The 12,404-nt window shown below is 68.4% G+C and carries 13 protein-coding genes, 1 tRNA gene and 1 other RNA gene; 8 read left to right on the forward strand and 7 right to left on the reverse strand.

The genetic code is table 11. The annotated features are described in order from the left end of the window. Positions 1–80 precede the first annotated feature (80 nt). Positions 81–983 (forward strand): cation transporter, encoded by a 903-nt coding sequence (locus A0130_00130; GenBank protein ANF30302.1) that lies wholly within the window; start codon positions 81–83, stop codon positions 981–983. Between the two features lie 7 nt (positions 984–990). Here A0130_00130 and A0130_00135 read toward each other — a convergent pair whose 3' ends face one another. The 4 genes from A0130_00135 to A0130_00150 all read right to left on the reverse strand — a co-directional run bounded on the left by A0130_00135 (position 991) and on the right by A0130_00150 (position 4,255). Next, a complete protein-coding gene (locus tag A0130_00135) occupies positions 991–1,713 on the reverse strand; it encodes a hypothetical protein (protein ANF30303.1) in 723 nt (240 codons plus the stop codon). An 83-nt stretch (positions 1,714–1,796) separates the two neighbouring features. Then, a tRNA-Leu gene (locus tag A0130_00140) sits at positions 1,797–1,879 on the reverse strand. Between the two features lie 14 nt (positions 1,880–1,893). After that, the gene (locus A0130_00145) at positions 1,894–2,928 is read right to left on the reverse strand and encodes a luciferase (protein ID ANF30304.1); all 1,035 of its coding nucleotides are present in this window, start codon (positions 2,926–2,928) and stop codon (positions 1,894–1,896) included. Between the two features lie 61 nt (positions 2,929–2,989). Further along, entirely contained in the window at positions 2,990–4,255 is a 1,266-nt protein-coding gene (locus tag A0130_00150; GenBank protein ANF30305.1) for an MFS transporter, read from the reverse strand. A 67-nt stretch (positions 4,256–4,322) separates the two neighbouring features. On the opposite strand from A0130_00150, the gene prfB reads away from it, so the two are divergent. From prfB to A0130_00180, 6 genes are all read left to right on the forward strand, one after another. Then, a complete protein-coding gene (gene prfB, locus A0130_00155; GenBank protein ID ANF30306.1) occupies positions 4,323–5,435 on the forward strand; it encodes a peptide chain release factor 2 in 1,113 nt (370 codons plus the stop codon). Between the two features lie 50 nt (positions 5,436–5,485). Next, the gene (locus A0130_00160) at positions 5,486–6,550 is read left to right on the forward strand and encodes a cell division ATP-binding protein FtsE (protein ID ANF30307.1); all 1,065 of its coding nucleotides are present in this window, start codon (positions 5,486–5,488) and stop codon (positions 6,548–6,550) included. Continuing rightward, positions 6,547–7,452: a cell division protein FtsX gene (locus tag A0130_00165; protein ID ANF30308.1), complete on the forward strand. Its 906-nt coding sequence runs from the start codon at positions 6,547–6,549 to the stop codon at positions 7,450–7,452. Before A0130_00160 ends, A0130_00165 begins: the two co-directional genes overlap by 4 nt. Positions 7,453–7,520: 68 nt before the next feature. Beyond that, on the forward strand, positions 7,521–7,997 hold the full coding sequence (locus A0130_00170) for an SsrA-binding protein (protein ID ANF30309.1): 477 nt from the start codon (positions 7,521–7,523) through the stop codon (positions 7,995–7,997). 13 nt (positions 7,998–8,010) lie between these two features. Beyond that, the gene (locus A0130_00175; GenBank protein ID ANF30310.1) at positions 8,011–8,778 is read left to right on the forward strand and encodes a hypothetical protein; all 768 of its coding nucleotides are present in this window, start codon (positions 8,011–8,013) and stop codon (positions 8,776–8,778) included. Positions 8,779–8,817: 39 nt separating this feature from the next. Beyond that, positions 8,818–9,438, forward strand: a complete 621-nt coding sequence (locus A0130_00180) for a hypothetical protein (protein ID ANF30311.1) — start codon at positions 8,818–8,820, stop codon at positions 9,436–9,438. Between the two features lie 12 nt (positions 9,439–9,450). Here A0130_00180 and A0130_00185 read toward each other — a convergent pair whose 3' ends face one another. Further along, a complete protein-coding gene (locus A0130_00185) occupies positions 9,451–10,119 on the reverse strand; it encodes a hypothetical protein (GenBank protein ID ANF30312.1) in 669 nt (222 codons plus the stop codon). A 128-nt stretch (positions 10,120–10,247) separates the two neighbouring features. Between A0130_00185 and ssrA the strand changes: the two genes are divergently transcribed. Next, positions 10,248–10,642: a transfer-messenger RNA gene (gene ssrA / locus A0130_00190) on the forward strand. Positions 10,643–10,691: 49 nt separating this feature from the next. Here the strand turns inward: ssrA and A0130_00195 are convergent. Both A0130_00195 and A0130_00200 read right to left on the reverse strand, forming a co-directional pair. Beyond that, a complete protein-coding gene (locus tag A0130_00195; protein ANF30313.1) occupies positions 10,692–10,934 on the reverse strand; it encodes a hypothetical protein in 243 nt (80 codons plus the stop codon). Positions 10,935–11,466: 532 nt separating this feature from the next. Then, entirely contained in the window at positions 11,467–12,321 is an 855-nt protein-coding gene (locus tag A0130_00200; GenBank protein ANF30314.1) for a hypothetical protein, read from the reverse strand. Positions 12,322–12,404: the final 83 nt, after the last annotated feature.

Here is a 12,404-nt window from a genome sequence, read left to right on the forward strand (position 1 = left end):
CTGACTGAGAACGGCACTCATTCCCATCTAGCCTCGAGCCCTGGCGGGAGCGGCGACTTCTATCTACCGTAGAAGCTGAGATGAGTCACGACCACGGCCACACCGCCAACCGCAACCGCCTGCTGATCGCCATCGGCATCGTGGCGGCGGTGCTCGTGGTGGAGGTCGTCGGCGCGTGGATCAGCGGCTCGCTGTCGCTGCTCGCCGACGCGGGCCACATGCTGAGCGACCTGGCCGGTCTCATCATCGCGCTCATGGCGACGATCGTCGCGGCGCGCCCGGCGACGGACCGCCAGACGTTCGGCTTCCAGCGCGCGGAGGTCTTCGGCGCGCTGATCAACGGCCTCATTCTCGTCGTCGTCGCCGTGACCGTCACGATCGGCGCGATCGGCCGGCTCGTCGGCGGCGAGACGGAGGTGCACAGCGTTCCCATGCTGATCGTCGCGGTGATCGGCCTGGTCGCGAACCTCGCGGCGCTCCTGATCCTGCGGCCGTCGGCCGGGCACTCGATCAACATGCGCGGCGCCTACCTGGAGGTGCTCGGCGACCTCGTCGGATCGGCGACGGTCATCGTGGCGGCGGTCGTCATCCTCACCACCGGCTTCATGCCCGCCGACGCGATCGCGTCGTTGCTGATAGCCGTGCTCATCGTGCCGCGCGCGTTCTCGCTGCTGCGGGACGTGGTGCGCGTGCTGAGCGAGTCGGCGCCGGCGGACACCGACGTCGCCGAGATCCGGGACCACATCCTCGGCACGCCGGGCGTGGTGGCGGTGCACGACGTGCACGTGTGGGCGATCACCTCGGGGGCGCCGGTGTTCAGCGCCCACGTGGTGTGCGAGCAGTCGGTGTTCCGCTCAGGACGCACGGGCGCGCTGCTGGATGAGCTGTCCGGCTGCCTGTCGAAGCACTTCGATGTGGAGCACTCGACGTTCCAGCTCGAGCCCGCGGAGCACGCCGCCCACGAGGACGAGTTCCACCGCTGACCGCGGCTCAGGCCTCTGGGCGCGTCGCGGGCTCGGCCGGCTCGTCGATGACCGGCGTCGCGGTGACGTCCTCGGCCGCCTTGCGCTTGGCCTTGCGGACCGACTGGAAGTAGTGGAACAGCGTCGGTACCAGCGTGATCACGACGGCGCCGATCAGGATGATGTCGATGTAGCTCGAGACGAACTGCGCCACCGGCGGGATGTAGCCGATCAGGAAGCCGAAGTAGGTGACGCCCGCGCCCCAGATCAGCGCACCCATGGCGTTGTACAGCGAGTACTTCTTGTAGTTCATGTGACCGACGCCCGCGGCGACCGGCGCGAAGGTGCGGACGATCGGCACGAAGCGCGCCAGGATGATCGCGAGTGCACCGAAGCGCTCGAAGAAGCGGTTGGTGCGGCGCACGTTCTCCATCGAGAACAAGCCGGACTCCTTGCGTTCGAACACCCTCGGGCCGGCCTTGTGCCCGATCAGGTACCCCACCTCACCGCCGAGGAACGCGGCGAACGCGATCGCGAGGCATACCCACCAGATGTCGACGCCGAAGACCAGCGAGGTGTGGGTGAGGAGCCCGGAGATGATCAGCAGCGTGTCACCCGGGAACAGGAAGCCGATCAGGAGACCCGTCTCGGCGAAGATGATGCCGCACACCACGAGCAGCGCCCAGGGACCCGCCGAATGGATGATGGTGTTCGGGTCGAGCCACGGGATGAGGCCGGCGTGATGGATCACAGTTCTCCAGGGATTTCAGTGGGAAAGCTGTGGCCGAGTTTAGCGGCGCGAGGTGTCGCGAAGCTGCACGAACCGTGCGAAAAAGGTGCGGGAGAAGGGACTCGAACCCTCACGCCGAAGCACAGGAACCTAAATCCTGCGTGTCTGCCAGTTTCACCACTCCCGCGCGCCTGTGCGCGGCTACGACATTAGCTCATGGACGCGCGGCGCGACCTCGGTGCCGTACAGCTCGATCGAGCGCATCAGATCCTCGTGCGGCAGCGTCCCGTTGCTCATCTTCACGTCGAAGCGGGTCGCGCCGAGCCCCTTCGCCGCGTTGGCGATCTTCTGCGCGACCGTCTCCGGCGAGCCGACGACCAGGGCGCCGTCCGGTCCCGCCTCGTGCTCGAACCGCGCGCGGGAGGCGGGCGGCCAGCCGCGCTCGCGGCCGATCCGGTTGGTCATCACCTCATAGTGCGGCCACAAGGTGTCCTTCGCCTCCTGGTCGGTCTCTGCGACGAAACCGGGGGAGTGGATGCCGATGGGCAGCGTCGCATCCTGCCCGAACTGCTCGAGCGCCTTGCGGTACAGCTCCGCGAGCGGCTGGAACCGCATCGGGCCGCCGCCGATGATGGCGAGCATCAGCGGGAGGCCGTAGTGCGCGGCGCGGACGACCGACTCCGGGCTGCCGCCGACGCCGATCCACGTCTTCAGCAGGCCGTGCTCGAGGTGCGGGTACACGGACTGCTCGGTGAGCGGCGCCCGCATGTTGCCCTCCCAGGTGACCGGCTCCTGCTTCCGGACCTCGGTGAACAGGTTCAGCTTCTCCTCGAACAGCTCCTCGTACTGCGCCAGGTCGAAGCCGAACAGCGGGAACGACTCGATGAACGATCCGCGGCCGAGGATGACCTCCGCGCGTCCGTTCGAGACGCCGTCGAGCGTGGCGAAGCGCTGGAACACCCGCACCGGGTCGTCCGAGCTGAGCACGGTGACGGCGGAGCCGAGGTGGATGCGCTCGGTCTGCGCCGCGATCGCCGCCAGCACGACCTCCGGGGCCGAGACCGCGAAGTCCGCGCGGTGGTGCTCGCCGACGCCGAAGAAGTCGAGGCCGACCCGGTCGGCCAGCACCCCCTCTGCGACGACGTTCCGCAGCACCTGCGCCTGCGGAAGCGGTGCGCCGTCGGCGTCCAGCGTCACATCGCCGAACGTGTCGATCCCGAGTTCCATCGCGGCCATCCCATCCCTCGATTCATGCGTGTGCATGGATTAGCGCTGTCTTCGTCGAGGGTATTCCCTGTCAGGCCGCGCGCGCTCTCCGCGGAACGTAGCGCGGGATGTAGCGGGCCAGCATCCCGGCGCCGACCAGGCCGAGCACGCCCATGACCCCGCTCGCGAACGAGATCGAGACCAGCGCCGTCAATAGGGAGACGAACAGGGGAGCGGCGGCCTGACCGGCGTCGGCGGAGAACCGCCACGCGCCCAGGAAGGCCGCAGGCCGCTCCTTCGGTGCCAGGTCGGCGCCGAGCGTCATCACGATGCCCGAGCCGATCCCGTTCGCGACCGAGAGGAACAGCGAGACGCCGATGTACCAGGCGACCGCCGAGCCGAGGTCGTGGCTGAACGACAGCACGAGGAAGCCGAGCCCGAGCCCGATCATCGACGGGATGGCGCTCCACATCCGGCCGAACCGGTCCATGATCTGGCCGCTCGCGTAGAACAGCGCGAAGTCGACCGCGCCGGCGATGCCGATGATCAGCGCGGTGTTCGCCTCGCTCAGTCCGATGGACACGGCCCACAGCGGCAGCAGCACGGTGCGCGCCGACCGGACGGCGGCGACCAGCGAGACGCCGGCGCCCATCCGCGCGAGCACCTCGCGGAACGACCAGATGGTGCGGAACAGGCCGTGCGTGCGCTCCTCCGCGTCCTCCTCGCCGGCCGTGACCTGCGCGCCGGTCTCGTCGGCGACCCGCGGCGACGGGCCGAACATCCGCTCGGGATCGGGCAATGCGATGAGCACGATCACCGAGCCGAGGCAGCTGACGATGAAGATCCAGAACACCGACTGGGTGGAGCCCGTGAGCGCGATGATCCCGGACGCGATCAGCGGCCCGACGAACCAGCCGGCGCGGAAGATCCCGCCGAGCGTCGACAGCGCGCGCGCCCGGTAGCGGATCGGCACGTACGTCGTCATGAACGCGTGCCTCGCCAGGGCGAACACGGCGGTGGCGACGCCCACCACGAAGATGCCGACCATGAGCACCCAGTAGTTCGGGGCGAGCAGGCACACCACGACGCCCGCGATAGCCACGGCGGCCGCGCCGATCATGGAGGTGCGCTCGCCGAAGCGCGACACCACCCAGCCGCTCGGGATGTCGCCGGCCAGTTCGCCGAGCATCACCATGGACGCGATGAATCCGGCCATCGCGAGCCCGGCGCCGAGGTTGCCCGCGGCGACGGGGATGATCGGGATGATCGCCCCCTCGCCGACGGAGAAGAGGAGCGTCGGCAGGAAGGCGGCGAGGGCGACGGAGCGGAAGTCGAAGGGGCGCTCGTCGGAAGTCATGTCGTTAACACCGTACAACTGTTAGCTCGGTCGACTGTGCTGACCGTTCGGTAGGCTGGATGCCGACATGATCGAACTCGACCTCTCCTCCCAGATCGCGGACCTGCGCTCCACCTTCGACGACATCGCGGCGGTGGTCGACGTGCCGAAGCTCCGCGCCGAGATCGCCGACCTCAGCGAGCAGGCCGGCGCTCCCGACCTCTGGGACGACACCGCCAACGCGCAGAAGGTGACCAGCGCGCTCAGCCACCGTCAGTCCGAGCTCGGTCGCATCACCGCGATCGAGCGGCGCCTGGACGACCTGGAGGTGCTGGTCGAGCTGGCCAACGAGGCGGACGACGAGGAATCGGCCGCCGAGGCTCGCGCCGAGCTGGCGTCGCTGCAGACGGCGCTCGGCGACCTCGAGGTGCAGACGCTGCTGAGCGGTGAGTACGACGAGCGCGCGGCGATCGTGACCATCCGATCGGGCGCCGGCGGCGACGACGCCACCGACTTCGCCGAGATGCTCATGCGCATGTACCTGCGCTGGGCGGAGCAGCACAAGTACCCGGTCAAGGTGATGGACACGTCCTACGCCGAAGGCGCGGGGATCAAGTCCGCGACCTTCGAGGTGGACGCGCCGTACGCGTTCGGCACGCTGTCGGTCGAGGCCGGCACCCACCGCCTCGCCCGGATCAGCCCGTTCGGCTCGGCGGACAAGCGCCAGACGTCGTTCGCGGCGGTCGAGGTCATCCCGCTGATGGAGGAGGCGACCGAGGTCGACATCCCCGAAGGCGACATCCGCATCGACGTCTTCCGGTCCTCGGGCCCGGGCGGCCAGTCGGTCAACACGACCGACTCCGCGGTCCGCATCACGCACCTCCCGACCGGCATCGTCGTGTCGATGCAGAACGAGAAGTCGCAGATCCAGAACCGCGCCGCCGCCATGCGCGTGCTGCAGACGCGACTGCTCCTGCTCCAGAAGGAGGAGGAGGCGGCCAAGAAGAAGGAGCTCGCCGGCAACATCACCGCGAGCTGGGGCGACCAGATGCGCTCGTACTTCCTCTACGGCCAGCAGTTGGTCAAAGACCTCCGGACCGGCTTCGAGTCCGGTAACCCGAGCTCGGTCTTCGACGGCGACCTCGACGGCTTCATCGCGGCGGGCATCCGCTGGCGCGCCGGGAGTAAAGCGGACGACTAGCGCATGTCGCTACTGCGGATCGTGCCCGGGTTGCTTAGTCTCGAAGGGTCATGATCCGGTTCGAACACGTATCCAAGCAGTACGCGGGCACGGCGCGCCCGGCGCTGAACGGCATCAACCTGGAAGTGCTGCGCGGAGAGTTCGTCTTCCTCGTCGGCGCCTCGGGTTCCGGCAAGTCCAGCTGCCTGCGCCTCATCCTCAAAGAGGAGAAGCCGACCAAGGGGAAGATCCACGTGCTGGGTCAGGACCTCGGCACGATCTCCTCCCGCAAGGTCCCCTACTTCCGGCGCAACATCGGCGTCGTCTTCCAGGACTTCCGCCTGCTCCCGAACAAGACCGTCTTCCAGAACGTCGCGTTCACGCTGCAGGTCATCGGCAAGTCGCGTGGCTTCATCCAGGAGGCCGTGCCGGACGTTCTGAAGATGGTCGGCCTCGACGGCAAGGCCCAGCGACTGCCGCACGAGCTCTCGGGCGGTGAGCAGCAGCGTGTGGCGATCGCCCGCGCCGTGGTGAACAAGCCGCAGGTGCTGCTGGCCGACGAGCCGACCGGAAACCTCGACCCCGCGACCAGCGCGGGCATCATGGCCGTACTGGAGCGCATCAACGCCGGCGGCACCACGGTGCTCATGGCGACGCACGAGGCGGCGATCGTCGACCAGATGAAGCGCCGCGTGATCGAGCTGGTCGGCGGCCAAATCGTCCGCGACGAGCGCCACGGCGGTTACGGCTTCACGGCCGCCGTCCCGATCGCGCAGCCGTTGCAGCGGGACGAGCCCGTCTCGGTCGCGACCCCCGTGTACGCGGGCGGCATCCCGGCGGAGGCCCAGGCGGAGGCGCCCATGACCCGCCCGCACGCGCCGACCTCGGTGCCGACGGCTCCGGTCGCGCTGCCGCAGCAGACGGCGCCGGTGCAGCCGGTGCAGCCGCAGCACACGGCCCCGGTCCATCCCGTCGCGCAGCAGCAGGCCGTGCCGCAGCCGCAGCAGCCCGTCACCGCTCCGCCGTCGTCGGAGCAGCTGCCCGACCACCTCAACTTCACCGCCAACCTCGACCTCAGCGGCCTGCGCGACAACGCCGACCGCGAGGGCGACCAGAATGTGGGGCCGACGAAATGAGATTCGGACTCATCTGGTCGGAGGTCGGCAACGGCCTCCGCCGCAACCTCTCCATGGTCGTCTCCGTCATCCTGGTGACGTTCATCTCGCTCACCTTCGTGGGCACCGCCGTGCTGCTGCAGCTGCAGATCGGCCAGATGAAGACCTACTGGTACGACCGCGCCCAGGTCGCCGTGTACATGTGCACCGAGACCGACAACTGCCCGGGCGGCGCCGCCAACGACCAGACCATCGCGGCGGTCGAGAAGCAGCTCAAGTCTCCAGAACTCGCGCCGTACATCCAAAAGTTCTACTTCCAGGACCAGAAGCAGGGCTACGAGCAGTTCAAGGAGCAGTTCAAGGGCAATCAGATCGCCGACTTCGTCACGCCGGACATGATCCCGCAGACGTTCTGGGTGAACCTGAAGGACCCGAACAACTCCGCCGTGCTGACCGAGACGCTCTCCGGAGCCGCCGGTGTGCAGAGCATCGTGGATCAGCGCAGCTATCTCGACCAGATCTTCAGCATCCTGAACGCGGCCAGCTACACCGCGATCGGCATCGCCGCCCTGATGCTCGTGGCGGCGGTACTGCTGATCGCGACGACGATCCGGCTCTCCGCGTTCTCCAGACGCCGGGAGATCGGTATCATGCGGCTGGTCGGCGCCTCCAACCGCTTCATCCAGACGCCGTTCATCATCGAGGGCGTGATCGCCGCACTGATCGGCTCGATCCTCGCGTCGGTCGTGATCGCCGTCGGGGTGCAGTTCTTCGTGCGGGGATACCTGAGCCAGCGCATCCAGTCGATCAACTTCGTCGGGATGGATCAGGCCTGGCTGGTCATCCCCATCCTGATCGTGATCGGCGTGGTGCTCGCCGCGGCGTCGGCGAACTTCGCGATCCGCCGGTATCTGCGGGTCTGACCCGCTAGACTGGATGGCTGCCCGGCGCCGTGCCGGGCAGCGATCCGCGTCGACGTCAGGAGCGAGCAGTGCCGAAGGAGAAGGGCCAGAAGGTCGTGGCCACCAACCGCCGCGCGCGCCACGACTACACGATCGAGGACACCTTCGAGGCGGGACTGGTGCTCACGGGCACCGAGGTGAAGTCGCTCCGGCTGGGGCGGGCGTCGCTGGTCGACGGCTACGCGTTCGTCGACGGGGGAGAGGCGTGGCTCGACGCCGTGCACATCCCCGAGTACGCGGACGGCACCTGGAACAATCACGCCCCGCGGCGCAAGCGCAAGCTGCTGCTGCACAAGGCGCAGATCCTCAAGATCGAGAACAAGGTCAAGCAGGGCGGCTACACGATCGTCCCCCTGTCGATCTACTTCAACGACGGGCGCGCCAAGGTCGAGATCGCGATCGCGAAGGGCAAGCGCGAGTACGACAAGCGCCAGGCGCTGCGCGAGCGTCAGGACCAGCGCGAGGCTCAGAGGGCCATGTCCACCCGCAACCACCTCGGCGAGTGACAGACTGAGGAGCATGGACTCCACCGCTCAGCGCATCCCGATCGAAGGCACGTACAACTTCCGGGATGTGGGCGGATACACGGCCGACGGCGGGGTCACCCGGCCGGGCAAGCTGTTCCGGGCCGACGCGCTCGGCCGGCTCGGCGCGGCGGGACGCGACGGCCTGCGCCAGCTGGGCGTGCGGGTCGTCATCGACCTGCGCGACGACTTCGAGGTGCAGGCGCTGCCGGACGACCTGGACGGGCTCGGCATCGAGGTGCTGCACCTGCCGGTGTTCGAGGGGTCCGGTGCGTCGGCGTCGACCGTCGGGTCCACCATCGTGCACCTGTACGACAAGATCGTGTTCCAGCACACGGACGTCATCGTGCGGGCGCTGCGCGAGATCGCCGACACCGGCGACGAGCCGGTCGTCGTGCATTGCACCGCGGGCAAGGACCGCACGGGCATCGTCGTCGCGCTCGCCCTGCTGGCCGTCGGCGTCGATCGCGAGACCGTGATCGAGGACTACGCCGCCACCGAGGCGAATCTCCAGGGCCCGTGGCTGGAGGGGATGCTCGAGCTCGTCCGCGGCTACGGCGTCGAGGTGACGCCCGACCTGCGCGTCATCCTCGGCGGCAGCCCGCGGGAGGCGTTGGAGACGACGATCGACCGCATCGAGGAGCGCCACGGCAGCGTCCACCGGTACCTGCTCGCGGCCGGGCTCGACGAGGTGGAGCTGGCGAAGCTGCGGTCGGTGCTGGTCGACGCGGACGCCTCCGAGGCATTCACACCGAACCCATAACATCCCCGAAGCCGGGCCTCGGGTCTGTCCTGCTTATATATGAGAATGAGCAACACCCAGCCCACGGAGCCGATCCCGCCTCGACAGGAGCCGCCGGTGCCGCCGGCCGCCGCAGCCGGGCCGGCGCCCGTCGCCGAGCCGTTCTACAAGCGGCACGGTCTCGCCTTCGCGATCTCGACTCTGGTGCTGTCGATCGTCGTCCTGATCGGGATCTTCGCAGCCGGCGCCTTCGCGGTCGCCGGTGTCGTCTCCCGAGTGGGGGAGCGGATGATCTCGCACTCGGTGCCGCATCAGGTGCAGCCGGGCGCTCCCGGGCTTCAGGGCGGTCCGGGCAACGGCGGCGGCAAGGGCGACGGAGGCAAGGGCGGTGGGCTGCAGCAGGGCCAGGCGCTCGTCCGCGGCACCATCGCATCCATCTCCGGCGACACCTGGACGATCGACCGCCAGAACGGCGCCTCGGTCGACGTGAAGGTGACCACCTCCACCGTCTACGGCACGCCGGGCCAGTCATCGTCGAAGTCCGACTTCGCCGCCGGGGACGAGGTCGTCGTCATCGGCAGCCGCACCGACGGCACGCTCACGGCGAAGCGCATCCTGAAGCTGGACTCCTTCCCGACCCGTCCGCCGTCGACGCCCGGGCCCGCGACTCCCGGCTCCTGAACCGGAGGACGCTCAGGAGGCGGCGAACCGCGCGTGCACCTGCACGGCGATCGTCAGCTGCTCGGGCTTGAGCGACAGCGCGGCGCCACCCGCATCGGCCGAGACCGCCCGGGCGAACAGGGGCTGCGGCGGCTGGCCGGGCGCCGACCCGTCGCCGAGCATCCCGGGGTCGCTGAGTGCCAGAGGCGTGACCGAGGACAATCCGAGGCTGGTGGCGTAGACGGTCGCCTTCGCGACGGCGTTCTCGACCGCCCGCCGGCGTGCCTCCTGGGTGAGGGCCTGCCGCCGGGCTTCGGTGAGCGACCAGGTGATCCCGTCGACCGCGACGCCGTCGAGCAGGGACGCCACGCCCACCCAGTCGGAGAGCGCCGCCAGGTCGCTGAACACCGCGTCGATTCCCACCTCGGTGTGGTGCACCACGTCGCCGCGCGATCCGTCCGGGTTCCACGGCCGGTCTCCCCAGACGCGGAGCTGGTCGGACGCCCACTGCACGACGGGGCCGCGCTGCGGGTCGTGCAGGTCGCGCAGCTCCGCGGTGAGCGACACCTGGCGCTGCGTGGTAAGCGCGAGCACCTCATCCCGCGACGGCCCCTCGTAGGAGACCCGGAGCCGCAGCGCACCCCGCTCCGCCGGATGCCGGAGCTCGTACTCGCCCTGGACGGTGATGATCGTGTCGGCCATGACCCGATCGTGGCATAAACCAGGAGGACGTGGTGTTGTATGATGAGTAGCTCGCCGCTGATGCGGTGAGGCGGTATCTGCAACAACTCAACAGCGTGTGACAGCGACCCGGCCGACAGGCCGCGCATGGGGATGATCGGTTTCGACATTGTCTGCGTGACTGTGAGAAGCGGGTCGAGGATGCATGGTTATCTCGTTAACGATCCATGCGAAAAAATAAGTGCCAATAACAAGAGCACTGTCTCGGCCAAGGCCGACTTCGCCCTCGCGGCGTAAGTTCACCTCCGCCATTTGAGAGACCGTCAGACCGGGAATCGTTCTCTACCCGGATCCTGGCGTCAGCTAGAGAACTTGCTTCTGCGTTGAGCATCAGGGCGCAGAGGGACTTCCACTGATACTGGGCCCGCCGGAACAGGTGCCAGCGACAAGTTCCGGGGTCGAGAAAGCGACTTCACTGGCTACGCCCGTAGAAGGCACATGACCACAGCAGTGGACGGGGGTTCGATTCCCCCCATCTCCACCATTCGGTCGCTGTCACGCGTTGTTCGAGATCCGCGTTCTGCCGTCGGACTTCAGGGTTTCTTATCAGAGCGGGCTTGCGTCTCCGGCGTGTAGCCGCCGTTGTGCCAGTGCCGGGATTTCTCTGCGCGCCATTCCTGGTCGCTTCGCCCCGTCGGCACGTTATCGGTGTGAGCCGGGTCGGCGGCCCCGGCTGCCCCGCCCTCGGTGTCCCAGCGGGCGTCCGCCTCCTCACCCTCCGGGGTCTGCGGGGGCGAGTCCGAGCGTGAGGTGTTGGCCTCGTTCATCGCGCTCATCAGCCTTCCTTTCGTCGATCGCTGCACGAGTCAACGGGCACTCGTGGTCGGGTCGGCCAGATACGCATCACGCGCCTTCTGAATTCGGTTCGGGTCGCTGCGCGGAGTGGAACGCAACGATTCCCACACCCTGTCTTCGCGCTCTTCGGCTTGCTCCGGGGTGTCGTGAGGAAAAAGGTGGTCGGACATTCGGTCCCCGTCCCAGCAGGTGCTGTCTGCTTCGCGATGCGATCCACCAGGATGGTCGACCGTCACCGTCGCGGTCGCTGAACGTCAGACTCTGAGGGGTCATGCGCCGGGGATGCGCGGGTGCTGCCCGTGACTTGAGCATACGCTTCAAAGTCACCGCTGACCGTAAAGCACAGCGCCCATACGGCAGGGCAGCACTCTCTAGCGGGGAGGCGACCGGGTCCTGCGACGACAAGACCGTCATGATGAGCATCTCTCACATGTTCCCCGGCTCTACGCGACCAACCTCACCAAGACCGCCGGGGCGGTCACGATCGACGACTGCTCGGTGAAATGAGCGCGGCTACGCCGGCTCGTGCTCCCGGTCGGCCCGCAGGGTTTCGCGCGCGGCCGTCGCGACGTCCGCAGCGGACGGCCGCCGCCGCGGGTCGGTCTGCGTCATCGACAGGATGAGCGCGCGCCACGGCTCGGGCACGTCGTCCGGCATCTCGGGGTCGCGATCCAGCCGGGCGAGCGCCGACTCGACGGGGGAGCCGGGGAAGGCGACGGTCCGCGTGAAGCACTCCAGCAGGACCAGGCCGAGGGAGTAGATGTCGGACGCCGGCGCGAGGATTTCGCCCCTGACCTGCTCGGGGCTCAGATAGGCGGCCGTTCCGAACGTCTCCTCCGTGATCTCCTGCGGACGCGTCGCGTGGATGGCGATGCCGAAGTCGGTCAGCCGCGCGCGCGGACGTGAGAACCGCGTGCCGTAATCGACGACCATGATGTTCGTCGGCGTGACGTCGCGGTGGATGACGCCGCGCGCGTGCACGTACTCCAGCGTCTCCGCGACTTCGAACGCCACCTCGCCGATCTGCCTCGTCGTCAGCGGGCCGGCGCTCAGCAAGGCGCGGAGCGTGTCCCCTTCAACCAGTTCGATGATCAGGAACGGTCGCGGGTCGCGGGGCGAGGAGTCGTCGACACCCGCGTCGAGGATCGACACGACGCCGTGATGCCGGAGCCCGGCGAGCACGCCGACCTCGGTCCGGAAGCGGGCGACGTCGTCATCGCTCCCGGAGGAGAACAGCTTGACGGCGACGTCGCGGCCGAGATTCTCGTCGCGGGCGCGGAAGACCATCGAGGAGCCGCCGCGCGCGAGCAGCTGGTTCGGCCGGTACCGTCCGAGCAGGAGCGGGACCGGGGCGGCGGGTTTAGTCACGCCGATATTCTCCGGGATTCCGCGGATTCCCGCCGCCCGGTAGACGTCGGCGCCACCCTGCGGTATGAGTGCGACTACGTCGA

Source organism: Leifsonia xyli (assembly GCA_001647635.1).
Lineage (GTDB): Bacteria > Actinomycetota > Actinomycetes > Actinomycetales > Microbacteriaceae > Leifsonia > Leifsonia xyli_A.

Bases quoted from the DNA above. Each gene is read 5' to 3' on its own strand.
- A0130_00130 (ANF30302.1), top strand. From the start codon at position 81: ATGAGTCACGACCACGGCCACACCGCCAACCGCAACCGCCTGCTGATC.
- A0130_00145 (ANF30304.1), bottom strand. From the start codon at position 2,928: ATGGCCGCGATGGAACTCGGGATCGACACGTTCGGCGATGTGACGCTG.
- A0130_00150 (ANF30305.1), bottom strand. From the start codon at position 4,255: ATGACTTCCGACGAGCGCCCCTTCGACTTCCGCTCCGTCGCCCTCGCC.
- prfB (ANF30306.1), top strand. From the start codon at position 4,323: ATGATCGAACTCGACCTCTCCTCCCAGATCGCGGACCTGCGCTCCACC.
- A0130_00160 (ANF30307.1), top strand. From the start codon at position 5,486: ATGATCCGGTTCGAACACGTATCCAAGCAGTACGCGGGCACGGCGCGC.
- A0130_00165 (ANF30308.1), top strand. From the start codon at position 6,547: ATGAGATTCGGACTCATCTGGTCGGAGGTCGGCAACGGCCTCCGCCGC.
- A0130_00175 (ANF30310.1), top strand. From the start codon at position 8,011: ATGGACTCCACCGCTCAGCGCATCCCGATCGAAGGCACGTACAACTTC.
- A0130_00180 (ANF30311.1), top strand. From the start codon at position 8,818: ATGAGAATGAGCAACACCCAGCCCACGGAGCCGATCCCGCCTCGACAG.
- A0130_00185 (ANF30312.1), bottom strand. From the start codon at position 10,119: ATGGCCGACACGATCATCACCGTCCAGGGCGAGTACGAGCTCCGGCAT.
- A0130_00195 (ANF30313.1), bottom strand. From the start codon at position 10,934: ATGAGCGCGATGAACGAGGCCAACACCTCACGCTCGGACTCGCCCCCG.